Genomic DNA, 25,638 nt, shown 5'->3' on the forward strand with positions numbered 1-25,638 from the left:
AAAAACAGTCTGACATCCAAGGGAGTGAAACATGTTGAAACTGAAGACCACCTTCCTCGCGCTGGCGCTGGCCGGCGCTGCGACGATGGCCGCGGGCGTCACCGCCTCGGCCCAGGACAAAGCAACAGTCGGCATCGCCATGCCGACCAAATCGTCGGCGCGCTGGATCGACGATGGCAACAATATGGTGAAGGTGCTGAAGGAGCGCGGCTACAACACCGACCTGCAATATGCCGAGGACGACATTCCGAACCAGCTCTCGCAGGTCGAGAACATGGTGACCAAAGGCGCGAAAGCGCTGGTAATCGCCGCGATCGACGGCACCACGCTCTCCGACGTGCTCAAGCAGGCGAAAGCAAAAGGCATCACCGTGATCGCCTATGACCGCCTGATCCGCGGCACGCCGAACGTCGACTATTACGCCACCTTCGACAATTTCCAGGTTGGCGTGCTCCAGGCCGAATCGATCGTGCAGGGCCTCGGTCTTAAGGACGGCAAGGGCCCGTTCAACATCGAGCTGTTCGGCGGCTCGCCCGACGACAACAACGCCTACTTCTTCTACAACGGCGCGATGAGCGTGCTGAAGCCGTACATCGACAGCGGCAAGCTCGTCGTCGTCTCCGGCCAGACGGGCATGGATAAGGTCGCGACCTTGCGCTGGGACGGCGCCACCGCGCAGGCCCGCATGGACAATCTGCTCAGTGCCTACTACGGCAACAAGAAGGTCAACGCGGTGCTGTCGCCGTATGACGGCCTGTCGATCGGCATCATCTCCTCACTGAAGGGCGTCGGTTATGGCAGCGCCGGCCAGCCGATGCCTATCATCTCGGGCCAGGATGCCGAGGTGCCCTCGATCAAGGCGATGCTGCGCGGCGACCAGTATTCGACCATCTTCAAGGACACCCGCGATCTCGCCAAGGTGACCGCCGACATGGTCGACGCTGCGCTTGCCGGCAAGCAGGTCACCGTGAACGACACCAAGACCTACGAGAACGGCGCCAAGACCGTGCCGTCCTATCTGCTCAAGCCGGTCGTGGTCTACAAGGACAATTGGGAGAAGGTCCTGGTCGACAGCGGCTACTACAAGAAGTCGCAGTTCCAGTAGGCTTCTTTTCTTTTCCCTCTCCCCGCTTGCGGGGAGAGGGTTAGGGTGAGGGGAAGCCTCCGCGAGGAAGGAAGCAGTGCGTCTCGCGGAGACTCCCCCTCACCGGATCGCATCGAACGATGCGATCCGACCTCTCGCCGCGAGCGGGGAGAGGTGATCTAACACTGATTGAGGGACGTGAAATCATGACCGCAATGCTGGAGATGCGTAACGTCAGCAAGAGCTTTTCCGGTGTGCAGGCGCTGCGTGATGTCAACTTCTCGGTTGAAGCCGGGCAGATCCACGCCCTCGTCGGCGAGAACGGTGCCGGCAAGTCCACGCTGATGAAGGTCCTCAGCGGCGTCTACCCGGCCGGCAGCTACGAGGGCACCATCATCTTCGATGGCGAGGAGCGCCGCTTCCGCGACATCAACGATTCCGAGGCGCTCGGCATCATCATCATTCATCAGGAGCTCGCGCTGATCCCGCTGATGTCGATTGCCGAAAACATCTTCCTGTCGCATCCGCCGTCAAAGCTTGGCGTCATCGACCGCGACGAGGTGTATCGGCGCACGCGCGACCTGCTCGCGCAGGTCGGCCTCAAGGAATCGCCGGATACGCTGATCACCGATCTCGGCGTCGGCAAGCAACAGCTGGTCGAGATCGCCAAGGCGCTGTCCAAGCGGGTGCGGATGCTGATCCTGGACGAGCCGACCGCGAGCCTCAACGAGGCCGACAGCGCCGCACTGCTGGAGCGGCTGATGGCGTTCCGCGCGCAGGGTATCGGCTCGATCCTGATCTCGCACAAGCTCAACGAGGTCGCCAAGGTCGCTGACCACATCACGGTGCTGCGCGACGGCCGCACCGTCGACAGCATCGATTGCCACGCCGAGCCGATCCAGGAAGACCGCATCATCCGCAGCATGGTCAACCGCGATCTCGCCCACCGCTTTCCGGAGCGCAGCGCAAAGATCGGCGAGCCCGTTCTCACCGTCGAGAGCTGGTCGGTCTACCATCCCATCCATCCCGAGCGGCAGGTGATCAAGAACGTCGATTTCAGCGTGAAGCGCGGCGAAGTCGTCGGTATTGCCGGATTGATGGGCGCCGGCCGCACCGAATTCGCCATGAGCCTGTTTGGCCGGTCGTGGGGCACCACGATCAGCGGTCGCATCCGGCTCGAGGATCATGAGATCGTGCTGCCCAACGTGGCGGCCGCGATCGACGCCGGCCTTGCCTATGTCACGGAGGACCGCAAGCAGCTGGGACTGATCCTCGCCGACGACGTCCGCAAGAACATCACGCTCGCAAGCCTCGACCAGGTCGCTCCTCGCCACGTCATCGACGACATCGCCGAGCTGAAGGTCGCCAGCGACTACCGCAACCGGATGCGCATCCGCTGCTCCGACGTCTATCAGGAGACCAGCCAGCTCTCCGGCGGCAACCAGCAAAAGGTCGTGCTGTCGAAATGGCTGATGACCGACCCCAAGGTCTTGATCCTGGACGAGCCGACCCGGGGCATCGACGTCGGTGCCAAATACGAGATCTACTGTATCATCAACGAGCTTGCAGAAGCCGGCCGTGGCGTGGTGGTGATCTCCTCGGAGATGCCCGAGCTACTCGGCATCTGCGACCGCATCTGTGTCATGAACGACGGCGCCTTCGTCGGCGAGTTCAAGGGACGTGATGCGACGCAGGAAAAGATCATGCGCGCCATCATGCGCAACGACAGAAATTATGGAAGCAGCGCCCTTGCGGGTGCGGAGATGGGAGGATCACAGCCATGACCGACAAGACGGTTTCGCTGCCCGAGGAGGGTCGGCACGGCAGCTTCATCAAGAACAATCTGCGCAATTACGGCATGCTGATGTCGCTGATCGCGATCATGCTGTTCTTTCAGGTCATGACTGGCGGCACGCTACTGCAGCCGCTCAACCTGACCAATCTGGTGCTCCAGAACAGCTACATCGTTATCATGGCGCTCGGCATGCTGCTCGTCATCGTCACCGGCCATATCGACCTCTCGGTCGGCTCGGTCGCGGGCTTCGTCGGCGCGGTGGCTGCCGTGCTCATGGTGACCTACAAGGTCGACTACACGCTCGCCTTTATCGCCTGCCTGCTGCTGGGCGCGGCAATCGGCGCCGCGCAGGGCTATTGGGTGGCCTATTTCAAGATACCGTCCTTCATCGTGACGCTGGCCGGCATGCTGGTGTTCAAGGGCCTCGCGCTTGCGGTATTGCAAGGCCAGTCACTAGGACCGTTCCCGGCCACCTTCCAGAAGCTGTCCTCCGGCTTCATTCCGGAGATGCTGCCCGAGGCCGGCACGCTGCATCCGACGTCGATGCTGGTCGGTGCGGTGCTCGCGCTCGGCCTCGTCTACGCCAGCTCCAAGGGGCGCTCGCGCGAGCAGCTGCACGGCATCGAGGTCGAGCCTTACGCGTTCTTCCTCGGCAAGAGCATTCTCCTGGCTTGCGCTGTGCTCTATTTCACCTATCTGATCGCCTCGCATCGCGGTCTGCCGAACGTGCTGGTCATCATGACCGCGCTGATCGCGCTGTACGGTTTCGTCACCCGCCGCACCGTCATCGGTCGGCAGGTCTACGCGGTTGGCGGCAATGCGAAAGCGGCAAGCCTGTCGGGCATCAAGACGGAACGGTTGACCTTCCTCACCTTCGTCAACATGGGCGTGCTCGCTGCGCTCGCCGGCCTCGTTTTCGCCGCGCGCCTCAACACAGCAACGCCGAAGGCGGGCCTCGGCTTCGAGCTCGACGTCATCGCGGCCTGCTTCATCGGCGGCGCCTCGGCCTATGGCGGTGTCGGCCGCGTCGGTGGCGCCGTGGTCGGCGCCATGATCATGGGCGTGATGAACAACGGCATGTCCATCCTCGGCATCGGCATCGACTATCAGCAGGTCATCAAGGGCCTGGTCCTGCTCGGGGCGGTGTGCATCGACGTTTATAATCAGCGGAGATGAGGCCGCCGACTACGATCGGCTTCAGTGAGCTATTGCTCAACAGGTGAGCATATGATCGAATGGCCGGATGGATCCTGGTCAGTTCGATCTCATTATCTTCGATTGCGACGGTGTGCTCGTCGACAGCGAGCTGTTGAGCTGTCAATGCCTGTCGGACGAGCTGTCCGAATCCGGGATATCGCTGACACTTGCACAAGCGCTGGAGCTGTTCCTTGGACGAAGCACGAGCGCAATTACTCGGCATTATCGCGAGCTCGGCCACGCAATGCCGGTCGATTTTCCGTCCCGGCTGAAGTCGCGCGTGTTGATGGCGTTCGAAAAGGCGCTTCATCCGGTTTCTGATGTCGATATGATCTTGTCGGGCCTGCGGGCACCATTCTGCGTGGCTTCCTCCAGCGACATCGACCGTGTCGCGCTCTCCCTTGACGTCACCGGCCTGCGGGCGCATTTCGGCGACCGGATCTACACCGCGCAGATGGTCAGGCACGGCAAGCCGGCGCCCGATCTCTTTCTCTACGCGGCCGAGCAGATGGGCGCGAAACCTGCGCGCACGCTGGTGATCGAGGATAGTGCGAGCGGCGTGCAGGCGGGCAAGGCGGCCGGCATGACGGTCTGGGGATTTGCCGGCGGCAGCCATTATCGCGGACGCGACGGGCAGGCTATATTGTCGGGTGCGGGGGCCGACCGGGTCTTCGCGCGCATGATCGATTTCTGGAAGGATGACTGACGCCTGCCATGGCCGCCGAGAACGAAAAGTCCAGGCTCGACGACGCCGCGCGTGCCGGCTGGCTCTATTTCATTGCCGGTCACACCCAGGACGAGATCGCGAAGATGCTCCAGGTGTCGCGCGCGTCGGCGCAGCGGCTGGTGTCGCTATGTCTCGCCGAACGGCTCATCACCTTCCGGCTCGAACACCCCATCGCCGCGTGCATGGAATTGGCGGCGCGTCTGAAGGAGCGTTTCGAGCTTACCTATTGCGAGGTGGTGCCGGCTGATCCCGCCGCGCCGCAGGCCACAGCGGGCATAGCCGAACGCTGCGCCAACCTGCTCGATTCCACTCTGCGTTCGGAAACCCCCGTCATCGTCGCGCTCGGGACGGGACGCGCCGTGCGCGCCGCGGTCGAGCGCGTCACGCCGATCGACCGGCCCAATCACCAGATCGTCTCGCTCGTCGGCAACATCTCCGCCGACGGTTCTGCGAGCTTCTACGATACCGTCGGCCGGCTCGCCGATCGCACCGGCGCACGGCATTACCCGATGCCGCTACCGTTCCTGATGTCGTCCGAGGACGAGCGCAACAAGATGGTCCGGATCGAGCCGATCGCGAAGGTGAAGGCCGTCGCGGCCAAGGCGGATTTGCGCCTCGTCGGCATCGGCCAGATGGACCAGAAGGCGCAGGTCCATGTCGACGGCTTCGTCACCCGCGACGAATTGTTCGAGATGATGCGGCAAGGGGCGATCGGCGAGATCACGGGCTGGGCCTATGATTCCAAGGGCCGCCTGCTGAAGGCCGGCACCAACAAACGGTTGACCAGCATTCCGCCGGAGGTCCCGGCGAAGACCACGACGATCGGCGCCGCCGTCGGCGCAGCCAAGGTGCCGGCGATCGCGGCGGCGCTGAATGGGCGGCTGATCAACGGTCTGATTACGGACGAGGCGACCGCAAGGGCGATTCTGGAGCGCTGAGGCGGTTCGTCGTTTCCGCGCGGGGCGCGAGGCAGGGATTTCGCCACCCACGCCGCTGTCGTCGTCCGCGACCCGGCTACGCCAAGGCTTCGCCGGGGTTGAGGTCTGGGGGCGCCGAAGGTTTAGCGAAGGCGGCAGGCGGACGATCCAGGACGCCGCAGCGCCGCTGAGGCAAACCGACAGACGGCACGGAGTACTGGATGCCCCTTCGCGGGGCATGACGGGGAGGGCGACGCACGAGCTCCCCCGCGTCGCAGCACTCATAAGTTGCCGAAACGTCCGCGCGCCTGCTTGACAACGGCCCGCCCTCAGCCGAACATACGCCCAACGCGTGGGCATATGCTCAAAAGCGCGAGCTTAGGGAGGTCACCGTGAAACACGTCCTCGGCGCCGTCTGTGGCGCGTCTGTCCTGCTGGCTGTCCCCGCGATGGCCGAAACGACCCTGACGATTGCCACCGTGAACAACGGCGACATGATCCGCATGCAGGGGCTGACGGGTGAATTCACCAAGAAGAACCCCGATATCAGCGTCAAATGGGTGACGCTGGAAGAGAACGTGCTGCGCCAGCGCGTCACAACCGACATCGCCACCAAGGGCGGCCAGTTCGACGTCCTCACCATCGGCACCTACGAGGTGCCGATCTGGGCCAAGAAGGGTTGGCTGGTGCCGCTCGCCAATCTCGGCGCCGACTACGACGTCGCCGACCTCCTGCCCAAGATCAAGGATGCGGTCTCGGTCGACGGCAAGCTCTACGCCGCGCCATTCTACGGCGAGAGCTCGATGGTGATGTACCGCACCGACCTGTTCGACAAGGCCGGCCTCAAGATGCCGGAAAGCCCCACCTGGGATTTCGTCGTCGACGCCGCCAAGAAGCTCACCGACAAGAGCGCCGGCGTCTACGGCATCTGCCTGCGCGGCAAGGCCGGCTGGGGCGAGAACATGGCGTTCCTCTCCGCCATGGCCAATTCCTACGGCGCGCGCTGGTTCGACGAGAAGTGGCAGCCGCAGTTCAACACGCCGGAATGGAAGGCGACGCTCACGACCTATGTCGACCTGATGAAGCAGGCCGGCCCTCCCGGTGCGAGCTCGAACGGCTTCAACGAGAACCTCGCGCTGTTCAATGCCGGCAAGTGCGCAATGTGGATCGATGCCACCGTCGCGGCGTCGTTCGTCACCAACCCGAAGGACTCCAAGGTCGCCGACAAGGTCGGCTTCGCGCTGGCGCCCAACACCGGGCTCGGCAAGAACGCCAACTGGCTGTGGGCCTGGAGCCTCGCAATTCCCGCCGGCTCGAAGAAGGCCGAAGCCGCCGAGAAGTTCATCGCCTGGGCCACCAGCAAGGATTACACCAAGGTCGTGGCTGCGAAGGAGGGCTGGGCGAACGTGCCGCCGGGCACCCGAACCTCGCTCTACCAAAACCCTGATTATCTGAAGGTCGCCCCGTTCGCCAAGCTGACGCTGGCCTCGATCGATGCCGCCGATCCGAACAAGCCGACGGTGAAGCCGGTGCCCTACGTCGGCGTGCAATATGCGGCCATCCCCGAATTCCAGGGCATCGGTACGCAGGTGGGCCAGCAATTCTCGGCCGCGCTTGCGGGATCGATGACGGTCGATGCCGCGCTCACCGCGGCGCAATCTTCAACCGAGCGCGAGATGAAGCGCGCGGGTTACATCAAGTGAGCTCGAGCTCTCCCTCCTGAGCTCAGACTTGCGGCCATCCACCGCTCCAGGTGGATGGCCGCCTTCTTCCCGCAAGCGGAGAAGCCAAGAATGGCAACCCGGCAGACGCAGCTTCTCGCACGGACGCTCCTGACGCCGGCCGTCGGGCTGCTGTTCATCTGGATGATCGTCCCGCTCGCGTTGACGATCTATTTCTCGACGCTGCATTACAGCTTACTCGATCCCGGCTCGGAAGCGTTCGTCGGGCTGGAAAACTTCCGCTACTTCCTCACCGACCCCGCGTTCCTCGCCTCGCTACAGAACACGCTGGTGCTGGTCGGCTCGGTGCTGGCGCTGACCGTCCTGCTCGGAATTCCGCTGGCGCTATTGCTCGACCAGCCGGTGATCGGCCTCAACATCGTGCGGTTGATGGTGATCGCGCCGTTCTTCGTGATGCCGACGGTGAGCGCGCTGGTCTGGAAGAACCTGCTGATGCATCCTGTGTCCGGGCTGTTTGCCTGGATCGCCTCGCTGTTCGGGTTGACGCCGATTGACTGGTTTACCGACGCGCCGCTGCTCGCCGTGATCCTGATCGTGTCCTGGCAATGGCTGCCGTTCGCGACCCTGATTTTGCTCACCGCGATGCAGTCGCTCGACGAGGAGCAGAAGGAAGCCGCTGAAATGGACGGTGCCAGCGCGGTCTCGACCTTCATCTACATCACGCTGCCGCACCTCGCGCGCCCCATCACGGTGGTGATCCTGATCGAGACGATCTTCCTGCTCACCGTCTTTGCCGAGATCTACGTCACCACGGGCGGCGGCCCGGGACTCTCGACCACCAACATCGCCTTCCTGATCTATTCGCAGGCACTGATCCAGTACGATGTCGGTACTGCCTCGGCAGGCGGCCTCGTCGCTGTCGTGATCGCCAACGTTGTTGCCTTTTTCCTCGTCCGTATCGTCGGTCGCAACCTGGAGGCATAAGACATGGCGCGTACGGCGACGAGGCAGCGGGTGGTGGTCTCGACCATCGGGGCGTGGTTCTTCGGCTTCCTGATCTTCTTCCCGATCCTCTGGATGGTATTGGCGAGCTTCAAGACCGAGCTCGAGGCTTTCGCGATCCCGCCGTCCTTCCTGTTCTTCCACTGGACCACGGAAAACTACGCGACGGTGCAGGAGCGCAGCGATTATGTCCTCCACGCGATGAACTCGATCATCATCGCGGGCGGCTCGACCTTGATCGCGCTTTTGATCGCGATCCCCGCGGCCTGGTCGATGGCGTTCTCGCCGACCAAGCGCACCAAGGACATCCTGCTCTGGATGCTCTCGACCAAGATGATGCCGCCGGTCGGCGTGCTGGTGCCGATCTACCTGATCTACAAGTCATTCGGCCTGCTCGATTCCCGCATCGGCCTCGTCTTCATCCTGTGTCTCGGAAACTTGCCGATCGTGATCTGGATGCTGTTCACATATTTCAAGGAGATTCCGCGCGACATCCTGGAAGCCGCGCGCATGGACGGCGCCACCATCGGCCGCGAGCTGATCTACGTGCTGACGCCGATGGCGATCCCGGGGCTCGCATCGACCATGCTGCTGAACCTGATCCTGGCCTGGAACGAGGCGTTCTGGACGCTCAATCTGTCGACCTCGAACGCTGCGCCGCTCACCACGTTCATCGCGTCCTATTCGAGCCCGGAAGGGCTGTTCTGGGCAAAGCTGTCGGCGGCTTCCACGTTGGCGATCGCGCCCATTCTCGTCCTCGGTTGGTTCAGCCAGAAGCAGCTCGTGCGCGGGCTCACCTTTGGCGCGGTAAAGTAGGAAGGGCTGCCGGATCATGGGTCAGATCACACTTCAGGACGTGCAGAAATCCTTCGGCCCCGTGCACATCATCAAGGGCGCGGACCTGGAGATCGCCGATGGGTCGTTCGTGGTGTTCGTGGGGCCGTCGGGCTGCGGCAAGACCACGCTCTTGCGGCTGATCGCGGGGCTCGAGGACGTCTCCGGCGGCAAGATCCTGATCGACGGCAAGAACGTGGTCGACACGCCGCCGGCCAAGCGCGGGCTCTCGATGGTGTTCCAGTCCTATGCGCTCTATCCGCATATGAGCGTGCGCGGCAACATCGGCTTCGGCCTGAAGATGGCGGGGCTGGCCAAGGACGAGATCAACCGTAAGGTCGAGGCCGCCGCCGCAACGCTGAACCTCACGCCCTATCTCGATCGCAAGCCGCGCGAGCTCTCCGGCGGCCAGCGCCAGCGCGTCGCGATCGGGCGTGCCATCGTCCGCGAGCCCAAGGCGTTTTTGTTCGACGAGCCGCTCTCCAACCTCGACGCGGCGCTGCGCGTGCAGATGCGGATCGAGGTGACGCGGCTCCAGAAGCAGCTCGGCACCACCGCGATCTATGTCACCCACGACCAGGTCGAGGCCATGACCATGGCCGACAAGATCGTGGTGCTCAACGGCGGCAAGATCGAGCAATACGGCTCGCCGCTGGAGCTCTACGAGAAGCCGGCCAACCTCTTCGTCGCCGGCTTCATCGGCTCGCCCAAGATGAACTTCGTGACCGGCGAGCACGCCTTGCAGAAGAGCGCAGCAACGATCGGCGTACGGCCTGAGCATCTCAAGATCGAGCGCGACGGTGCCGGCGGCTGGCAGGGAACGATCGCGGTGGCCGAGCACCTCGGCAGCGACACCTTCCTTTATGTCGATGCCGGTCAGCTCGGCATGCTGACGGCGCGCTACATCGGTGAGTTGAGCCTGCACGCCGGCGACCATGTATCGCTGCTGCCGGAGCCCGCGCGCATCCATCGCTTCGACGCAAGCGGCAGCGCCATCCGGGGCTGACAAGAAACGGCAAGAATCGGAAAAAGCAACATGTACCTGGAAAAATTCAAGCTGAACGGCAAGACCGCTTTCATCACCGGCGGCGGGCAAGGCATCGGCTTCGCCTGCGCCGAAGCGCTGGCTGAAGCCGGCGCCAGGGTCGTCATCGGCGATCGCGACAGTAAGGTCGCCGACAGTGCAAAAGCCAGCCTGAAGGCGAAGGGGTATGACGCCGAGACGGCGATCATGGACGTCACCGATACCAAGCGCGTGGCGGAAGTGGCCAACGACGTCGTTGCCCGGCACGGCAAGGTGGACATCCTCGTCAACAACGCCGGCATCGCCCGCAGCGAGACGCCGGCGGAGACCGTGACCGACGAGCACTGGCTCAATGTGATCGACGTCAATCTCAACGGCACCTTCTGGTGCTGCCGCGAGTTCGGCAAGCACATGCTCAAGGCGAAGAGCGGCGCCATCGTCAATGTCGGCTCGATGTCCGGCTTCATCGTCAACAAGCCGCAGGAGCAGTGCTTCTACAATGCGTCCAAGGCCGGCGTGCACCATCTGACGAAATCGCTCGCCGCCGAATGGGGCGCGCGCGGCATCCGCGTCAACGCGGTGGCGCCGACCTATATCGAGACGCCGCTCAACGCCTTCGTGAAGAGCAATCCGAGAATGTACGACGCCTGGATCGGTGGAACCCCGATGGCGCGGATGGGGCAGGTCGAGGAGATCGCCTCCGTGGTGCTCTTTCTCTCGTCCGAGGCCGCGAGCCTGATGACCGGCAGCATCGTGCTGGTGGATGGCGGCTACACTTGCTGGTAGGCTTGCGTCAAAACTGACGAGAGCTTCCGGGGGCGACAATGCCGCGAGCGTATATCGGCGTCGATGTAGGGACCACAAGCACGCGGGCAGGGGTGTTCGACGAGGCGGGCACCTTGCTGGCTATCGCACGGCATCCGATCAGGATATGGCCCGAGGCCGGTGACATCGTCGAACAGTCGTCCCAGGATATCTGGGACGCTTGCACGGCGTCGGTGCGGGCCGTGATGGCGGAAGCTGCAATCGCGCCCGACAGCGTCGGCGGTATCGGTTTCGACGCCACCTGCTCCCTCGTGGTGCTCGACCGGCAAGGCGAGCCGCTCACCATCAGCGCCTCCGGCGACCGGCAGCGCAACGTCATCGTCTGGATGGATCACCGCGCCACGGCCGAGGCGCGGCTGATCAACGAAACCGGTGATGCCGTGCTGCGCTATGTCGGCGGCTCGATCTCGCCCGAGATGGAGATGCCGAAACTGCTGTGGCTGAAGCGGCACATGCGCACGAGCTTCGACGCCGCAGGGCACTTCTTCGATCTGGCGGATTACCTGACCTGGCGCGCCACCGGCTCGTTGCAACGCTCGACCTGCACGGTCACTTGCAAATGGAACTACCTCGCGCATGACGGCGGTGGCTGGAGCGCGCCATTCTTCAAGCGCATCGGCCTGTCGGACTTCGTCAACGAGAAATACGCCCGCATCGGCACCGAGATCGTCGCGCCTGGCACGCGGCTCGGCGCCGGTCTAACCGGTACGGCAGCTGCCGATCTCGGCTTGTCACCGGGCACGCCGGTCGGAGCGTCCCTGATCGATGCCCATGCCGGCGGCATCGGCGCCATCGGCGGCCGCGATGAATCGGAGGGCGCGACAGATGTCTGCGACCGCCTCGCCTACATCATGGGAACGTCGGCCTGCATCATGGCGACGACGAAAGAACCGTGCTTCGTACCGGGCGTGTGGGGTCCTTACTATTCGGGCATGGTACCAAATTTCTGGCTCAACGAGGGCGGGCAGTCGGCTGCGGGCGCTGCGATCGACCATCTTCTCAAGTCGCATCCCGGCCACGCCGAGGCGAGCGTGGCGGCGCGCAGCGAGGGCCTCGACCTCATCGAGTTTCTCGAGCGCCGCATCATCGCGCGCGCAGGCGGCGCCAGCCGCGCCGTGCTGCTGGCCCGCAACGTCCATGTGCTTCCTGAGTTCATCGGCAACCGCTCGCCCTATGCCGACCCTGACACGCGCGCGGTGATCGCGGGCCTCGATCTCGACACCGACATCGCCTCGATGGAACGGCTGTTCGTCGCCGGTCTGTGCGGGCTCGCCTATGGGCTTGCCGAGGTGATCGAGGCCTTTACCGCGCATGGCGTCCATTCCAGCATCATGATCATGGGCGGCGGCGCCAGCCGCAGTCCGCTGGTGCGGCAGATCATGGCGGATACGACTGGCCTCACCGTGGCGCTGCCGCAGACCAGGGAGCCCGTGCTGCTCGGCGCCGCGATGCTCGGCGCAGTCGCCGGCGGCGCCTATGCCTCGATCGGCGAAACCATGGCCAAGATGTCGGCGTTGGGACGGAAGAGCGAGCCCACTACGCCCGACATTGCCGCCTTTCACGCCCGCAAGCGCGAGGTCTACAAGTTGCTGCGCGAGGTCGATCGCGGCAGCCGCGCGGCGATGCGTGGAATGGCCGGAGGTTGAAACGGATGTTGATTTCCTGCGGCGACGCGCTGATCGATTTTGTCCCGACGCGAAATACCGACGGGCGCGAAGCGGTGATGCCGGCGGTCGGCGGCTCCTGCCTCAACGTCGCAATCGGCATGGCGCGGCTCGGCGCGCCGACCGGCTTTGTCGGCGGGATCTCGACGGACATGTTCGGGCGCATGATCGCCGACCACGCCGCTGTATCCAATGTCGAGCTCGGTCTCGCCACAAGCAGCGATCACCAGACCACGCTCGCCTTCGTGCGTATCGTTGCGGGAGAGTCGCATTATGCTTTCTACGACGCCGAGACCGCGACGCGGAATTGGACCTACCGGCGCGGCTCTATTCCCTTCGATACGGTCGAAGTTCTCCATGTCGGCTCGACCACGCTGGTCAATGACCAGGGCGCGAGCGAGACCATGGCCCTGATCGTGGACGCACGAGCGTCCTCGACAATCTCCTTTGATCCGAACTGCCGGCCCAACCTCGTGAAGGACAAGCCGGCTTATCTCGCCCGCATGGCCGAGTTTGCCGGCTGTGCCGATCTCATCAAGATGTCAGACGTCGATTTTACCTATCTGTTCGCCGACGAGCCGTATCACCAGCGTGCGAGCACGCTGCTTGCACGCGGCGCGAGCCTCGTCGTCATCACCCGTGGCGACAACGGTGCGATCGCGTGGCATGCGGGGGCAGGACAGATCGAGGTCGCCGCCCCCAAGGTCGTGGTCGCCGACACCATCGGCGCGGGTGACAGTTTTCAGGCGGCGTTGTTGTTCGCCCTGCACAAGCAGGGACGCCTCGCCCGACAGCAACTGAAGGATATCGGCGCGGACGAGCTTCGCGGTGCACTATCCTTTGCTGCCAATTGCGCCGGTCTCACCTGCACCCGTCCCGGTGCCGATCCGCCGTGGAGTCACGAGATTATCTGGAGCTTGTAGCGTCGCGTCACAGCGGTGCCACGACCTTCTCGGCGCATTTGAGGAAGGTCCGGATCAGCGGGCTGTGAGAATCCCGCCGCCAGCAGACCGCGATGTCGATGGAATCGGTCGCATCCCGCAACGGCCGGAACACGATGCCGCGCGGCGCCCCGAGCTGGGCGCAGGCGGGCAGGATGGCGAGGCCTTCACCGGCGAGAACCAGGTTCATCGCCGAATGCACTGTCTCTACCCGGCTCGCAATCGGCATCACGATCTGATGCCGCCGCAGCAGGGCCGCGACCGCGGAGGAGGAGGGGTCGCGCTCCGGCGGCGGCAACGCGATCAGCGGACGGCCTTGTAGTCGTGTCATTGACACCGCGCTCAGGCGCGCAAGCGGCGAACGGTTTCGCACGGCCAGCACGAACGGCTGCGCGCCGATTCGGGCCACCTGGATCTCGGGATGGTGGATCGCCGGCATGCACAGCGCGACCGTGACGCTACGGTCGAGCAGACGCGGCTCGCGCGTCGTGGCACTGAGCTCGGCGAAATCGAGATCGACGCCGGGAACGGATCGCCGCAACTCGGGGATGAGACGCGGCAGCATCGCGTTCGCCAGTACGAACATGTAGCCGACGGACAGCCGACCACGGCTGCCGGCCGCGACCGCGCGCGCGGCCTCGATGCCGTCGGCCGCCAGCGCCAGCGCCTCGCCGGCGCGCGCCAGCAGCGCCTGGCCCGCTTCGGTCAAATCCATGCCGCGCGTGCCGCGGCGGAACAGCGGCGCGCCGACCTCGGCCTCCAGCTTGCGGATTTGGACCGAGAGCGGCGGCTGCGCCATCCGCAGCCGCTCGGCCGCCTTGCCGACGCTGCGCGCCTCGGCGACGGCAACGAAATAGCGGAGCCGGCGAAGATCCATTGGCATACCGAAATCGTATGGGTTGGTGCTCAAAATCGTATTGGACGGCGAGTTAACAAAACTGTCATCCTGGCTGTCAATGCTATCGGCCAACGGCGGCCCGCTTCGGAGCGATGTGACGATGAACGGCGATCCTTGCCTGCTATCCGCAACCGTGCTGCGCGGTCTCATCGCGACAAAGCAGATCTCGCCCGTCGAGCTCACCCGCGCGGTGCTCGCCCGCGCCGAAGCGCTCCAGCCTGAGCTGAACTGCTTCATCACGATCTGCGGCGACGAGGCGCTTGCCGCCGCGCGCGAAGCCGAGCGCAAGCTGATGGCGGGCGAGCCGCTCGGCCTGCTGCACGGCATCCCCGCAACCGTCAAGGACATCGTCAACACCAGGGGTGTCACGACCAGTTTCGGCGCCATTCCCTACAAGGATAATGTTCCGAACGAGGATGCCGTCGCGGTTGCAAGGCTGCGTGCGGAAGGCGCCATTCTGATCGGCAAGACCACGACGCCCGAATTCGGCAGCAAATGCCTGACCGACTCGCCGCTGTTCGGCCGCACCCGCAATGCGTGGAGCGCCGAGCGCTCGTCGGGCGGCTCCAGTGGCGGCGCGGCGGTGGCGGTGGCGAGCGGCATCGCGCCGCTTGCGATCGCAACCGATGGCGGCGGCTCGACGCGGATTCCCGCCGCTTGCAACGGCGTGGTCGGGCTGAAGCAGAGCAATGGCGTCATCCCGCATAGCCAGGCGCTGGACGTGTTCGGCAACCAGACCTATGTCACGCCGATGACGCGGTCCGTCCCCGACACCGCGCTGATGATGCAGGCGATGGCCGGCGAGGATTCTTGCGATCCCTGGTCGATCGGCGTTCCCGTGCCCGACTTCATCGGCACGGCCGCCCCGCGTGGCGATCTGCGTGGGCAGAAAATCCTGTATTGCCTGTCGCCACCCGGACGCCCGGTATCTGTCGACGTCGAGGCCGGCTTCAAGGCGAGCCTCGATCGACTTGCGGGCCTAGGTGCCGAGCTCGAGGAGTTTTCGGGCGAGGGGTTCGACATCGAGCCGATCTGGCGCGCCATCAATCACACGGTCTGGCGGACGCGCTTTGCAAAATTCGCGGCCGAGCATGGGGACGCGCTGAGCGAGGCCTTCCTCAGGCAGCTTGCGCTCGCCACCGACTTCAGTGGCGTTGCCTATCAGGAGGCGATGTTCGCGCGCACGGCGCTGTTCCGCCGGGTGCAGTCCCTGCTTGCGCATGGGCATCTGCTGGCGATGCCGACCCTCACCCGCACCGCCCTGCCGATCGATCAGGACCTGTTCGGCACCATCGAGATCGACGGCAAGCAGTTTGACAGCGTCCGGCCGCACTGGTTCCCCTGGACCATGCCGTTCAACATGACCGGACACCCCGCGCTCAGTCTGCCCTGCGGCTTCGGCCGCGACGGCCTGCCGATCGGCTTGCAACTCGTCGGCCGCTTCCGCGCTGATGCGGACTTGCTGCGCGTGAGCGCGCTGTTCGAGGCGTCGCATGACCTCCTGTCCCGCTGGCCCGGCTGAGGTGAGGCACATGCCGCAAGGGACTTGTTCGCAAAGCACTTGCCTCCGATGCTCGGACATGTTGATCGTGCTGCGGATGAGCCCTGAATCCGAGCGCGCATGAGCGTATTTGTCCTCCGACGTGTGCTGACCCTGCTGGCGACGCTGGTCGGCGCGTCCGTGATCATTTTCCTGGTGCTGGATGCGCTTCCGGGCAACGCCGCGCAGATGCTGATGGGCGCCGACGCCTCGCCAGATGCGGTCCGCGCGCTCACCGTCAAGCTCGGGCTCGACCAGCCGCTGGCGGTTCGCTATCTGCATTGGATCAAAGGGCTGCTCGTCGGCGATCTCGGCAACTCCTATGTCTACGGCACACCGGTCGCCAGCCTGATCGTGGAGCGGCTGGTGTTGACCATTCCGCTCGCGATGATGTCCATGCTGATCACGGTGACGCTGGCGCTCTCGGCCGGCATCTACACCGCCGCCAACCACAACAAGCTCGGCGACGTCGGCGTGATGTCGCTGACGCAGATCGGCATCGCGCTGCCGAATTTCTGGTTCGCAATCCTGCTGGTGCTACTGTTCTCGGTACGGCTGCAATGGCTCTCCGCGGGCGGCTTTCCCGGTTGGGAGGACGGCGTCTGGCTCGGCATCAAGTCGCTGCTGCTGCCGGCGGTGTCGCTTGCGGTCGTGCAGGCCGCGATCCTCGCACGCGTCACGCGCTCGGCTGTGCTGGAAGTGCTGCGCGAAGACTTCGTCCGCACGGCGCGCGCGAAGGGCCTCGGCAAGCGCGAGGTACTGTGGAGTCATGTGCTGCGCAACGCCATGATCCCTGTGATGACGGTCATGGGCCTGCAATTCGCCAATCTGCTCGCCGGCACCATCGTGATCGAGAACGTGTTCTATCTGCCGGGGCTCGGCCGCCTGATCTTTCAGTCGATCGCCAACCGCGACCTCATCGTGGTGCGCAACTGCGTGATGCTGCTCGCGACCATGGTGGTCATCGTCAATTTCGTGGTCGACGTGCTCTATGCCTTCGTCGATCCCCGCATCAAGGTCCACGATCTGTGAGCGCGCCGTTGACCACCCTCGTCGACGCGCCGGCCGTAGCGCGCCCTCTGCCGGCCCGGACCTTCTGGCGCCGCGCGCTGCGTCATCGCAGCTTCGTGCTCGGCGGCGCGCTGAGCCTGCTGGTTCTCGCCTCGGCGCTGCTGTCGCTGGTGTGGACGCCCTGGTCGCCCTATGAGATCGACATCGCGTCAAAGCTCCGGCCGCCCTCGGCCGCGCACTGGCTCGGCACCGACGTCTTCGGCCGCGACATCGTTTCGCTGCTGCTCGCCGGCGCCCGCTCCACCATCATGGTCGGCATCATCGCGGTCAGCATCGGCCTCACCTTCGGCGTCTGTCTCGGCCTCATCGCGTCGGCCAGGCGCGGCTGGACCGAAGAGATCATCATGCGCTTCTCCGATTTCACCTTCGCCTTTCCGGCCGTGCTCTCGGCGATCATGCTCGCCGCGGTCGTCGGGCCCGGCATGGTGACCTCGATCGTCGCCATCGGCATCTTCCAGATCCCGACGCTGATCCGGCTGACGCGCGGCTCGGCCAACGCGATCTGGGCGCGCGAATTCGTGCTGGCCGCGCGCGCCGCGGGGAAAGGGCGCTTTCGCATCACCATCGAGCACGTGCTGCCCAACATCATGTCGATTCTGATCGTACAGGCGACGATCCAGTTTGCGCTCGCGATCCTTGCCGAAGCCGCCTTGTCGTATCTCGGTCTCGGCACGCAGCCGCCGCAGCCGTCCTGGGGACGGATGCTGAACGACGCGCAGTCGCTGCTGTTCCAGTCGCCGATGCTCGCCGTCTACCCGGGTGCTGCGATTGCAATCGCGGTGCTCGGCCTCAATCTGCTCGGCGACGGACTGCGCGATCTGCTCGACCCTCGACTGGCGCGGGAGCGATGATGATGAGCGAGCGCTCGTCCATGCCGTTGATCGAGGTTGTCAATCTCGGCGTGCGCCTCAACACCAGCCGCGGGCCGGCGCAGGCCGTGCGCGGCGTCAGCTTTGCGCTGAAGCGCGGCGAGACGCTCGGGCTCGTCGGCGAATCCGGCTGCGGCAAGTCGGTCACCGCGTTGTCGCTGATGGGGCTGCTGCCGGATAGCGCGTCCGTCACCGGCAGCATCAAGCTGGATGGCGGCGAACTCGCTGGTTTGTCGGACGCGGAATATTGTCGGCTGCGCGGCAATCGCATCAGCATGATCTTCCAGGAGCCGATGACCGCGCTCAATCCGATGCACACGATCGGCAACCAGGTCGCCGAGCCGCTGCGGCGTCACAGGAAATTTTCGGCATCGCAGGCGCGGCGAGAGGCGATCGCCTTGCTCGACCGCGTCGGGTTGCCTGATCCGGCCAGGCGCGTCGACGCTTATCCGCACCAGTTTTCCGGCGGCCAGCGTCAGCGCGTCACGATCGCGATGGCGCTCGCCTGCGAGCCCGACCTTCTGATCGCGGACGAGCCGACCACGGCGCTCGACGTCACCATCCAGGGCCAGATCCTCGACCTCATCGCCGATCTCGTCGAGGAGCGCGGCATGTCGATGATCCTGATCTCGCACGATCTCGGCGTCATCGCCGAGAACGTGCAGCGCATGATGGCGATGTACGGCGGCACGATCATCGAGAGCGGACCGACCGACGAGGTGTTCCGCCGGATGGGCCATCCCTACACGCAGGGCCTGTTCCGCGCCCGACCGAAACTCGGCGCACGCAAGGGGACGCGGCTGACGACGATATCGGGCACGGTGCCGGAGCTCGCCGATCTGCCTTCCGGTTGCACCTTCGCCGATCGGTGTCCGCTCGTGATCGAGCAGTGCCGGGCTGCGCTTCCAGCAATGGTGGACGTCGGACCGGGCCATTTCGTGCGCTGCATCCGGACGGACGTGTCGATGGCCGAACGCGTCGGAGCGCTGACCGTATGAGCACGGCGCCTCTTCTCGACGTGAAGGATCTCGAGCAGCGCTACACGTTGCCGCGCGAAAGCGTGTTCCGCCCGCCCGGGCAGGTGCGCGCGCTCAACGGTGTCAGCGTGCGGGTCGACGCCGGCAAGAGCCTCGGCATCGTCGGCGAATCCGGCTCCGGGAAGTCGACATTCGCGCGGGTGGTGATGGCGCTGGAGCGGCCGACATCGGGGCAGGTCGCGCTGCTCGGCCGCGACCTCAACCGCATCTCCGCCGACGAGTTGCGCCGCGCCCGCCGCGATTTCCAGATGGTGTTCCAGGATCCCTACGGATCGCTCGACCCGCGCCAGACCATCGCGCGCATCGTCGCCGAACCGCTCACCGTGCTGGAGGGGATTGATCGCACGACGCTACGTGCCCGCGTCTCCGCAGTGCTACGGCAGGTGGGTCTGCGCGATGCCGACATGGAGAAATATCCACACGAGTTCTCCGGCGGCCAGCGCCAGCGCATCGCCATTGCGCGCGCGCTGATCACCCAGCCGAAGCTGATCGTCGCCGACGAGCCGGTCTCCGCGCTCGACGTTTCCGTGCAGGCGCAAGTCTTGAACCTGATGCAGGACCTCCAGGAGCAGTTCGGCCTCAGTTACGTCCTGATCAGCCACGACCTGGCCGTCGTCGACTATCTCTGCGACGAGGTCGCGGTGATGTATCTGGGCCGGATCGTCGAACAGGGCAGGCCTGAGGATTTGTTCGAGCGTTGCGCCCATCCCTATACGCGAGCGCTGCTGGAGGCCGTGCCGCGGGTGCGCGCCGGCGGAGGCCGGCGGCGGCGCGGAGCCCAGGCGATCGCCTCGCAATCGGCGGCCGCGACCGGCTGCCCCTATGTCTCGCGGTGCGCGCTAGCCGACCAGCATTGCCGCGAGGTTCTGCCTGAGCTACGCAAGGTGGGCGAGACGCATCTGGCCGCTTGCCACAAGGCGGAAGCCGTGATGGCGTTGCCGCAATTGCCCGTGGAAGGTTAGCGTCCGCGGCAGGATTGGCGTAGGCTTGAGACAAGACAAGGCCGGGGAGTTACGCATGTTCAGGAAACTATCGATCGTCGCATTCGCCGCCGCACTTGCCGCTGCTCCGTTGCCGGTGCTGGCTCAGAGCAAGAAGGACAGCGTCGTCATGGCGATGGCGCTGGAACCGCCGGGGCTCGATCCCACCAACGCCGCCGCCGCCGCGATCGCCGAGGTCACGCTCTACAACATCTATGAGACCCTGACCAAGATCAACGAGGACGGCACCACCTCGCCCCTGCTGGCGGAGAGCTGGACTGCAGCGCCCGATCTGAAGACCTATACGTTCAAGCTGCGCAAGGGCGTCAAGTTCCACAACGGCGAGCCGTTTGACTCCGCAGCCGTGAAGTTCTCGTTCGAGCGCAACGCGGTCCCCACCAGCACCAACAAGGACAAGAGCCTGTTCCAGAGCTTCGAGAAGGTCGATGCGCCCGACGCCGACACGGTCGTGATCAGCCTGAAAAATTCCGAGCCGAACCTGCCGTTCCTGCTGGGGCAGGCGAGCGGCTCGATCGTCGAGCCGAAGAGCGCTGCCACCAATATCACGCAGCCGGTCGGGACCGGGCCCTATCAGCTGGGCGCCTGGGCCAAGGGCTCCTCGATGACCCTGACCAAATGGGCTGACTATCGCAACGCCGCCGCGATCAAGCTCGCGAAGGTGACGATCCGCTTCATCTCCGATCCGTCCGCACAGACGGCGGCGCTGCTGTCGGGCGACGTCGACGCGTTTCCCCGGGTGTCGGCCCAGCGCACCATCGCGCAGTTCAAGGCGGATCCGCGCTTCAACGTTATGGTCGGCGGCTCCAGGGCCAAGACCATCGTCGGTATCAACCATCGCAAAAAGCCGCTCGACGATGTTCGCGTGCGCCGTGCCATCCTCGCCGCGATCGATCGCAAGGCGATGATCGACGGTGCGGTCGACGGTTTCGGCACGCCGATCGGAAGCTTCTACGTGCCGGGCGCGCTCGGCTATGTCGACACGACAGGCATCAACCCCTACGATCCCGAGAAGGCCAAGAAGCTGCTGGCCGAAGCCGGCGTTACCACCCCGCTCGAGCTGTCGTTGAAGCTGCCGCCGCCGTCCTATGCGCGCCAGGGCGGCGAGGTCCTCGCGGCCCAGCTTGCCAAGGTCGGCATCATCGCCAAGATCGAGAACGTCGAATGGGCGCAATGGCTGTCGCAGGTGTTTGCCGGCAATGGTCCGCATAATTTCGACCTCACCATCGTCAGCCATGTCGAGCCGTTCGATCTCGTCAAGATCACCGAGCCGGACTACTATCTCGGCTACAACAACGACGCCTTCAATGCGCTCTACAAGCAGATCGTGTCGACGCCGGATGAAGCCGCCCGTGCCAAGCTTCTCGGCGACGCCCAGCGCATGCTGGCCACCGATGCAGTCTCGGGCTATTTGTACCAGCCGCAGCTGATCACCATCACCAACAAGAAGCTGAAGGGCGTCTGGAAGGACGTACCCCAATACGAGAACGATTTCTCGACATGGGCGTGGGAGTAGGGCGCGCATGTCGATTGCGCGATGTCGGTGACGATCTCTCCCAACGGAAGAGATCGTCACGAGACCGGTCCAAACAAAAAACCTGAAGAACAACCCCATGCACAGTAGCCGAGGGTAGTGATTTCAATGACTTGCGCGCGACGCGATTGATGAGTTGCGCGTCGCGCGATGCCGTTGACGCGTCGGGCAAAACACTGGCATGATGGCATCATCGAAGAAGGCCGCGCCCGCTTGGTTTGATTGGGCCGCTCGATGCTCCCCCGACTTTTGAACGTTCGGAACCCTCATGCGTTAGCTCGGCGCAGGATGGCCGCAGGCCGTGCGATCCGGCGCGAGGGTATGCGGAGTTCGGTTCTTGCTCAAACTATACAGGTGGCCATCCGACGACTGGCAGAAGATCGGCGCGGAGATGCCCTCCGAGATCATCTGGGCTGATCTATTGGACGCAACCGCGGAGGAAAAGCAGTTCGTCGAACGATTGCTCGGGATACGCGTTCCGTCCGAGGATTCGCTCAGCGAGATCGAAGCGTCGAGCCGCCTGATCCTCGACAACGGCACGCTCTATCTCAGCTCGCCGGCGGTCCGGCTCAACGAGAACAACGAGGCCGAGATCACGCCGGTGGGATTCGTCATCGGACCGCACGTGCTGGTGACGGTGCGTTTCGCGCAGCTGCCGATCTTCGAGGACATCGGCAAGCGCATCGGTTCCGATGACAGCCTGGAGAACGGCATGTGCGTGTTCACCAGCCTGATCGAGGCCATGGTCGACCGCGGCGCCGATGTCCTTGAGCATCTCGGCGCGAAGGTCGACAGGCTCTCGCGGGACGTCTTCAAGGGCGGGCTCGTTCGCAGCAAGCGGCCGGTCCGCTCCAGCCGGCGGATGCGCGAGGCGCTGGAAAACATCGGCGAGTTGGCGGATCGGCTCGCCAAGGCGCGCGATGTCCTGCTTGGCGTTGGCCGCATCGCTTCATTCGCCGGCGATGTCGGGGGTGAATGGATCACCGCCGCGTCGAAGAAGCGGCTCGAAGCCGTCTCCAAGGATGTCGCTTCGCTCGGCGATTACGAGACGCGATTGTCGGACAAGGTCCAGCTTCTGCTCGATGCCGTGCTCGGCTTCATCAACATCCAGCAGAACGAGCTGTTCAAGATCTTGACGATCGTCTCGGTCGTCGGCGTGCCGCCCACGATTCTGGTCGGCATCTGGGGCATGAACTTCAAGCACATGCCGGAGCTGGACTGGACCTTCGGCTATCCGCTGGCGTGGCTCGCCATCATTGCCAGCGGCGTGCTGCCGCTGATTTGGTTCAAGCGGCGTGGCTGGTTCGAATGAAGCCGCGGCGCACCGTTCGAAATCGATGCGCCGCTTCTTCTGTCAGGCGACTTCGGCGGCGAATTTGCCGATCCAGTCGCGGGCAAGCGTCAAATCGGCCTGCGATAATTGATGGCCCGCCGGCAGGACCTTGTGACCGACCTGCGCGCCCGCTTCGGAAAGCAGTGATGCGAGCCGGGCCGAATTGCTCGCCGGCACGATCGGATCAGCCTGCCCGGACAACAGCAGGATCGGCTTGCCTGCGAGGTTGACCTTGGGCGGATCCGACAGCGGCACCATGGCGCGGAGCAGGATCGCACCAGCAAGCGCGTCCGGCTTCAGCAACAACAGCGCGGCTGCGATGTTGGCGCCGTTGGAGAAGCCGACCGCGACCGGCGCGGCGAGGCCATATCGCTGCCGCGCTTCCGCAACGAAGTCGCCGAGCTCAAGGGCGCGGCGGCGCACGTCGTCCTCGTCGAACACGCCCTCAGTGAGGCGGCGGAAGAAGCGCGGCATGCCGTGTTCGAGCACGCGGCCGCGCGGCGATAGCAGGGCCGAGCCGGGCGAGATCATCTTGCCGAGCCCGAGCAGGTCGTTCTCGTCGCCGCCGGTGCCGTGCAGCAGCAGGAGAGGAGGAGAGCCCGCGTCACGCGCGGGCTCGAAACGATGGATGAATGAACTCTCGGTCACGACACCCTCTCTTCCAGGTTCGGCAACACGCCCTCGATCTGCTTGCGCTGTGCTTCGAGGAAGCTCGGCAGCTTCAGGTCGTGTCCCAGCGTTGCCACGGGCTCGTCGACGGCGAAGCCTGGGATGTCGGTCGCGATCTCGAACAGCACGCCGCCGGGCTCGCGGAAGTAGATCGAGCGGAAGTAGTTGCGGTCGCGCTGTTCGGTCGGGTGCAGGCCGTGATTGCTCACGAGCCTTTGCGCCATCTTGCCCTGCTCGGCGTCATCGGCCGCGCGGAAGGCGATGTGATGCACGGAGCCGCCACCTTGGTGTCCGCGCAGGAAGCCCTTGGCTTCGTAGATGTCGACGACGCTGCCTTCGGCATCGCCCGGTGCCTTGAAGCGGATCACCGAGCCTTCGCGCGCCGTCTCCTTGAAGCCGAACACGTCGGTGAGGACGGCAGCCGTTTTTGCCGCGCTGTCGAGCAGCAAGGTCACGCCATGGAAGCCGCGGATCGCATGCTCGGCCGGCACCTCGCCATTGCTCCAGCCGGGCTCGCTCTCGGCGCCGGGGATACCGACGAGCGCGAGCGCCATGCCATCAGGGTCTGTGAACGGCAGCACGGACTCGCCAAAACGCTTCTCCAGCGCCTCATAAGCGATGCCCTTCTCGACGAAGCGTTGCGTCCAATAGCCGAGCGAGCTTTGCGGCACGCGGAAGGCGGTCTGGTGCGTCTCGCCGACGCCGCGGCGCCCGGCCGGCACGCCGGCCCAAGGAAAGAACGTCAGGATGGTGCCGGGGCGGCCGGTCTCGTCGCCATAATAGAAGTGATAGGTGCCGGGATCGTCGAAATTGACCGTCTTCTTGACGAAGCGCAGACCGAGATCACGGGTGTAAAAGCCGAAATTCCTGATGGGGTCGCCCGCGATCGCGGTCACATGGTGCAGTCCAGACATTGTCGGTCCTCCAAAGCTCGGGGAGCGGTCTTGCTCTGCAGGGAAATATCGTTCCGCTTTGGATTGGAGACAATCCATGCAAATATGACGGCTATGTCTACGATTTGGAAACAATCGCCGGCGCCAGCCCGTGGATAAGGTCGCCAGCCTGCGAGCCTTCGTAAAGGTGGTCGAAAGCGGCAGTTTTGCCGAGGCGGGCCGGCAGTTGCGGCTGTCACGCTCGGCGATCAGCAAATACATCGCCGACCTCGAAGAAAGCCTCGGCGTGCAGCTCCTGAACCGGACCACGCGCCATGCGAGCCCGACCGAGAACGGCCAGCGCTATTTCGAGCGCGCGGTCGTGATCCTGTCGGAGATCGAGGCGGCCGACCAGGCCGTGGCGCAAGCGCAATCGGCGCCGCGCGGCCTGTTGCGCGTCAACGCGCCGATGTCGTTCGGCACCCTGCGGCTCGGGCCGGTGCTTGCCGATTTCATGGCGCGATATCCGGAGCTGCAGCTCCAGCTCGTGCTCAGCGACGACCTGCTCGATCCCGTGCAGGACGGTTTTGACGTGACCTTGCGCATCGCGGAATTGGAATCGTCGAGTTTGATCGCGCGAAAGATCATCCCGGTGGCGCGCATGATCTGCGCTTCGCCCGATTATCTGGCGCGTCACGGCACCCCAAAACATCCGCAGGATCTGCGCGAACATGTCTCGCTGACCTACGGCTTCCTGCTCACTGGCAATCAGTGGAAGCTCACGGGAGCGGGCGGCGACCACTGGATCCAGCCGGCCTGGTCGCTCTGCGTCAACAATGCCGAGGTGCTGCGCGATGTCGCGATCAAGGGCAGGGGGCTCGCGCTGCTCCCGGAGTTCATCGCCGCCGACGCCTTGAGGACAGGCGAGCTGCGGACGGTGCTGGACAAGTATTCTGCGCCGCCGCTTGCGCTCTATGCGGTGTATCCGCCGACCCGACATCTGTCGGTGAAAGTGCGGCTGTTCATTGATTTCCTGGTCGAGCGCTTTGGCCGGGAGGGCGAGGCGTCAACCCGATCAAAATGACCCGCGCGGAAGGGCTGAGCCGAGATATGTCGGCTCCGCGC

General features: G+C 64.6%; 23 protein-coding genes. 20 read left to right on the forward strand and 3 right to left on the reverse strand.

What is annotated here, in order from left to right; translation table 11 throughout:
* Positions 1-31 precede the first annotated feature (31 nt).
* The 12 genes from chvE (at position 32) to AC0L3B_RS02665 (ending at position 13,674) form a co-directional block, all read left to right on the forward strand.
* Positions 32-1,105, forward strand: coding sequence for a multiple monosaccharide ABC transporter substrate-binding protein (chvE, locus tag AC0L3B_RS02610; protein ID WP_018458625.1), 1,074 nt, complete (start codon positions 32-34; stop codon positions 1,103-1,105).
* A 185-nt stretch (positions 1,106-1,290) separates the two neighbouring features.
* On the forward strand, positions 1,291-2,868 hold the full coding sequence (gene mmsA / locus AC0L3B_RS02615; protein ID WP_018458626.1) for a multiple monosaccharide ABC transporter ATP-binding protein: 1,578 nt from the start codon (positions 1,291-1,293) through the stop codon (positions 2,866-2,868).
* The gene (mmsB, locus tag AC0L3B_RS02620) at positions 2,865-4,055 is read left to right on the forward strand and encodes a multiple monosaccharide ABC transporter permease (protein WP_018458627.1); all 1,191 of its coding nucleotides are present in this window, start codon (positions 2,865-2,867) and stop codon (positions 4,053-4,055) included. Before mmsA ends, mmsB begins: the two co-directional genes overlap by 4 nt.
* 67 nt (positions 4,056-4,122) lie before the next feature.
* Positions 4,123-4,782 (forward strand): HAD family hydrolase, encoded by a 660-nt coding sequence (locus AC0L3B_RS02625; RefSeq protein ID WP_018458628.1) that lies wholly within the window; start codon positions 4,123-4,125, stop codon positions 4,780-4,782.
* Positions 4,783-4,790: 8 nt separating this feature from the next.
* Positions 4,791-5,741 (forward strand): sugar-binding transcriptional regulator, encoded by a 951-nt coding sequence (locus AC0L3B_RS02630; protein ID WP_247300158.1) that lies wholly within the window; start codon positions 4,791-4,793, stop codon positions 5,739-5,741.
* Positions 5,742-6,169: 428 nt separating this feature from the next.
* Complete coding sequence (locus AC0L3B_RS02635) at positions 6,170-7,423, forward strand: ABC transporter substrate-binding protein (RefSeq protein WP_018458630.1); 1,254 nt, start codon at positions 6,170-6,172, stop codon at positions 7,421-7,423.
* Between the two features lie 90 nt (positions 7,424-7,513).
* The gene (locus tag AC0L3B_RS02640; RefSeq protein ID WP_026233624.1) at positions 7,514-8,386 is read left to right on the forward strand and encodes a carbohydrate ABC transporter permease; all 873 of its coding nucleotides are present in this window, start codon (positions 7,514-7,516) and stop codon (positions 8,384-8,386) included.
* A 3-nt stretch (positions 8,387-8,389) separates the two neighbouring features.
* Positions 8,390-9,220: a carbohydrate ABC transporter permease gene (locus tag AC0L3B_RS02645; protein WP_026233625.1), complete on the forward strand. Its 831-nt coding sequence runs from the start codon at positions 8,390-8,392 to the stop codon at positions 9,218-9,220.
* A 16-nt stretch (positions 9,221-9,236) separates the two neighbouring features.
* Positions 9,237-10,244, forward strand: a complete 1,008-nt coding sequence (locus AC0L3B_RS02650) for an ABC transporter ATP-binding protein (RefSeq protein ID WP_018458633.1) — start codon at positions 9,237-9,239, stop codon at positions 10,242-10,244.
* A gap of 30 nt (positions 10,245-10,274) precedes the next feature.
* Positions 10,275-11,048: an SDR family NAD(P)-dependent oxidoreductase gene (locus tag AC0L3B_RS02655; protein ID WP_018458634.1), complete on the forward strand. Its 774-nt coding sequence runs from the start codon at positions 10,275-10,277 to the stop codon at positions 11,046-11,048.
* 38 nt (positions 11,049-11,086) lie between these two features.
* A complete protein-coding gene (locus AC0L3B_RS02660) occupies positions 11,087-12,733 on the forward strand; it encodes an FGGY-family carbohydrate kinase (RefSeq protein ID WP_026233626.1) in 1,647 nt (548 codons plus the stop codon).
* 5 nt (positions 12,734-12,738) lie between these two features.
* The gene (locus AC0L3B_RS02665) at positions 12,739-13,674 is read left to right on the forward strand and encodes a carbohydrate kinase family protein (RefSeq protein WP_018458636.1); all 936 of its coding nucleotides are present in this window, start codon (positions 12,739-12,741) and stop codon (positions 13,672-13,674) included.
* 7 nt (positions 13,675-13,681) lie between these two features.
* On the opposite strand, the gene AC0L3B_RS02670 is transcribed toward AC0L3B_RS02665, so the two are convergent.
* Positions 13,682-14,569 carry a LysR family transcriptional regulator gene (locus tag AC0L3B_RS02670; protein WP_018458637.1) on the reverse strand — a complete coding sequence of 296 codons (888 nt, stop codon included), beginning with the start codon at positions 14,567-14,569 and terminating at the stop codon, positions 13,682-13,684.
* A 121-nt stretch (positions 14,570-14,690) separates the two neighbouring features.
* On the opposite strand from AC0L3B_RS02670, the gene AC0L3B_RS02675 reads away from it, so the two are divergent.
* The 7 genes from AC0L3B_RS02675 to AC0L3B_RS02705 all read left to right on the forward strand — a co-directional run bounded on the left by AC0L3B_RS02675 (position 14,691) and on the right by AC0L3B_RS02705 (position 22,951).
* On the forward strand, positions 14,691-16,112 hold the full coding sequence (locus AC0L3B_RS02675; protein ID WP_026233627.1) for an amidase: 1,422 nt from the start codon (positions 14,691-14,693) through the stop codon (positions 16,110-16,112).
* A 99-nt stretch (positions 16,113-16,211) separates the two neighbouring features.
* Positions 16,212-17,162, forward strand: coding sequence for an ABC transporter permease (locus tag AC0L3B_RS02680; protein WP_026233628.1), 951 nt, complete (start codon positions 16,212-16,214; stop codon positions 17,160-17,162).
* Positions 17,159-18,052: an ABC transporter permease gene (locus AC0L3B_RS02685; protein WP_018458640.1), complete on the forward strand. Its 894-nt coding sequence runs from the start codon at positions 17,159-17,161 to the stop codon at positions 18,050-18,052. Before AC0L3B_RS02680 ends, AC0L3B_RS02685 begins: the two co-directional genes overlap by 4 nt.
* A gap of 2 nt (positions 18,053-18,054) precedes the next feature.
* Complete coding sequence (locus AC0L3B_RS02690) at positions 18,055-19,068, forward strand: ABC transporter ATP-binding protein (protein ID WP_473379963.1); 1,014 nt, start codon at positions 18,055-18,057, stop codon at positions 19,066-19,068.
* Complete coding sequence (locus tag AC0L3B_RS02695; protein WP_018458642.1) at positions 19,065-20,069, forward strand: ABC transporter ATP-binding protein; 1,005 nt, start codon at positions 19,065-19,067, stop codon at positions 20,067-20,069. The genes AC0L3B_RS02690 and AC0L3B_RS02695 overlap by 4 nt, the downstream gene beginning before the upstream one ends.
* Before the next feature lie 55 nt (positions 20,070-20,124).
* Complete coding sequence (locus AC0L3B_RS02700) at positions 20,125-21,621, forward strand: ABC transporter substrate-binding protein (protein ID WP_018458643.1); 1,497 nt, start codon at positions 20,125-20,127, stop codon at positions 21,619-21,621.
* Between the two features lie 355 nt (positions 21,622-21,976).
* On the forward strand, positions 21,977-22,951 hold the full coding sequence (locus AC0L3B_RS02705; protein WP_473379964.1) for a magnesium transporter CorA family protein: 975 nt from the start codon (positions 21,977-21,979) through the stop codon (positions 22,949-22,951).
* 42 nt (positions 22,952-22,993) lie between these two features.
* On the opposite strand, the gene AC0L3B_RS02710 is transcribed toward AC0L3B_RS02705, so the two are convergent.
* Together AC0L3B_RS02710 and AC0L3B_RS02715 are read right to left on the reverse strand one after the other, a co-directional pair.
* Positions 22,994-23,620, reverse strand: a complete 627-nt coding sequence (locus AC0L3B_RS02710) for an alpha/beta hydrolase (RefSeq protein WP_018458645.1) — start codon at positions 23,618-23,620, stop codon at positions 22,994-22,996.
* Complete coding sequence (locus tag AC0L3B_RS02715; protein WP_018458646.1) at positions 23,617-24,555, reverse strand: ring-cleaving dioxygenase; 939 nt, start codon at positions 24,553-24,555, stop codon at positions 23,617-23,619. The genes AC0L3B_RS02710 and AC0L3B_RS02715 overlap by 4 nt, the downstream gene beginning before the upstream one ends.
* A 130-nt stretch (positions 24,556-24,685) precedes the next feature.
* Here AC0L3B_RS02715 and AC0L3B_RS02720 point away from each other — a divergent pair, with 130 nt between their 5' ends.
* Positions 24,686-25,597, forward strand: coding sequence for a LysR family transcriptional regulator (locus AC0L3B_RS02720; RefSeq protein ID WP_018458647.1), 912 nt, complete (start codon positions 24,686-24,688; stop codon positions 25,595-25,597).
* Positions 25,598-25,638 lie beyond the last annotated feature (41 nt).

It is taken from the genome of Bradyrhizobium sp. Kon56 (assembly GCF_055807635.1).

Bases quoted from the DNA above. Each gene is read 5' to 3' on its own strand.
- AC0L3B_RS02655 (WP_018458634.1), top strand. From the start codon at position 10,275: ATGTACCTGGAAAAATTCAAGCTGAACGGCAAGACCGCTTTCATCACC.
- mmsA (WP_018458626.1), top strand. From the start codon at position 1,291: ATGACCGCAATGCTGGAGATGCGTAACGTCAGCAAGAGCTTTTCCGGT.
- mmsB (WP_018458627.1), top strand. From the start codon at position 2,865: ATGACCGACAAGACGGTTTCGCTGCCCGAGGAGGGTCGGCACGGCAGC.
- chvE (WP_018458625.1), top strand. From the start codon at position 32: ATGTTGAAACTGAAGACCACCTTCCTCGCGCTGGCGCTGGCCGGCGCT.
- AC0L3B_RS02640 (WP_026233624.1), top strand. From the start codon at position 7,514: ATGGCAACCCGGCAGACGCAGCTTCTCGCACGGACGCTCCTGACGCCG.
- AC0L3B_RS02625 (WP_018458628.1), top strand. From the start codon at position 4,123: ATGGATCCTGGTCAGTTCGATCTCATTATCTTCGATTGCGACGGTGTG.
- AC0L3B_RS02700 (WP_018458643.1), top strand. From the start codon at position 20,125: ATGTTCAGGAAACTATCGATCGTCGCATTCGCCGCCGCACTTGCCGCT.
- AC0L3B_RS02665 (WP_018458636.1), top strand. From the start codon at position 12,739: ATGTTGATTTCCTGCGGCGACGCGCTGATCGATTTTGTCCCGACGCGA.
- AC0L3B_RS02650 (WP_018458633.1), top strand. From the start codon at position 9,237: ATGGGTCAGATCACACTTCAGGACGTGCAGAAATCCTTCGGCCCCGTG.
- AC0L3B_RS02660 (WP_026233626.1), top strand. From the start codon at position 11,087: ATGCCGCGAGCGTATATCGGCGTCGATGTAGGGACCACAAGCACGCGG.
- AC0L3B_RS02645 (WP_026233625.1), top strand. From the start codon at position 8,390: ATGGCGCGTACGGCGACGAGGCAGCGGGTGGTGGTCTCGACCATCGGG.
- AC0L3B_RS02630 (WP_247300158.1), top strand. From the start codon at position 4,791: ATGGCCGCCGAGAACGAAAAGTCCAGGCTCGACGACGCCGCGCGTGCC.
- AC0L3B_RS02695 (WP_018458642.1), top strand. From the start codon at position 19,065: ATGAGCACGGCGCCTCTTCTCGACGTGAAGGATCTCGAGCAGCGCTAC.
- AC0L3B_RS02635 (WP_018458630.1), top strand. From the start codon at position 6,170: ATGGCCGAAACGACCCTGACGATTGCCACCGTGAACAACGGCGACATG.
- AC0L3B_RS02680 (WP_026233628.1), top strand. From the start codon at position 16,212: ATGAGCGTATTTGTCCTCCGACGTGTGCTGACCCTGCTGGCGACGCTG.
- AC0L3B_RS02715 (WP_018458646.1), bottom strand. From the start codon at position 24,555: ATGTCTGGACTGCACCATGTGACCGCGATCGCGGGCGACCCCATCAGG.
- AC0L3B_RS02675 (WP_026233627.1), top strand. From the start codon at position 14,691: ATGAACGGCGATCCTTGCCTGCTATCCGCAACCGTGCTGCGCGGTCTC.
- AC0L3B_RS02670 (WP_018458637.1), bottom strand. From the start codon at position 14,569: ATGGATCTTCGCCGGCTCCGCTATTTCGTTGCCGTCGCCGAGGCGCGC.
- AC0L3B_RS02690 (WP_473379963.1), top strand. From the start codon at position 18,055: ATGAGCGAGCGCTCGTCCATGCCGTTGATCGAGGTTGTCAATCTCGGC.